At 73.8% G+C, this 516-nt stretch carries 1 protein-coding gene; it reads left to right on the plus strand.

Features of this window, described 5'->3' with window-relative positions; genetic code table 11:
- Positions 1-516: acyltransferase domain-containing protein (locus tag AXW62_RS38435; protein WP_159061067.1), on the plus strand; the 516-nt coding region annotated here is incomplete at both ends.

The raw sequence follows: 516 nt of genomic DNA on the forward strand, positions 1-516 counted from the left end.
GCCGAGGACGCCACCACCTCGAACGGAGTGGTGCGGGGGAGGACCGGCGACGCCGGCCGCTCGGTCTTCGTGTTCCCGGGTCAGGGTGCGCAGTGGGTGGGGATGGCGGTGGACCTGCTGGAGTCCTCGCCGGTGTTCGCCGAAGCGATAGCCGAGTGCGAGGCGGCTCTGTCGGCTTACGTGGACTGGTCGCTGACGGACGTGCTGCGCGGGGTTGACGGCGCCCCCGGTTTCGACCGCGTGGATGTCGTGCAGCCGGTGCTGTTCGCGGTGATGGTGTCGCTGGCGGGGCTGTGGCGTTCGGTGGGGGTCGAGCCGGACGCGGTGATGGGCCACAGCCAGGGCGAGATCGCCGCGGCCTGCGTCGCGGGCGCGCTCTCGCTCCAGGACGCCGCGAAGGTGGTGGCGCTGCGGTCCCAGGCCATCGCGGCGGGTCTGGCGGGCCGTGGTGGCATGGTGTCGGTCGCCCTGCCGGCGGACCGGGCCAGGGAGCGTATCGCCGCCTGGGACGGCGCC

Origin of the sequence: Streptomyces hygroscopicus subsp. hygroscopicus (assembly GCF_001553455.1) — a bacterium.
In the GTDB taxonomy this organism is placed as follows: domain Bacteria; phylum Actinomycetota; class Actinomycetes; order Streptomycetales; family Streptomycetaceae; genus Streptomyces; species Streptomyces hygroscopicus.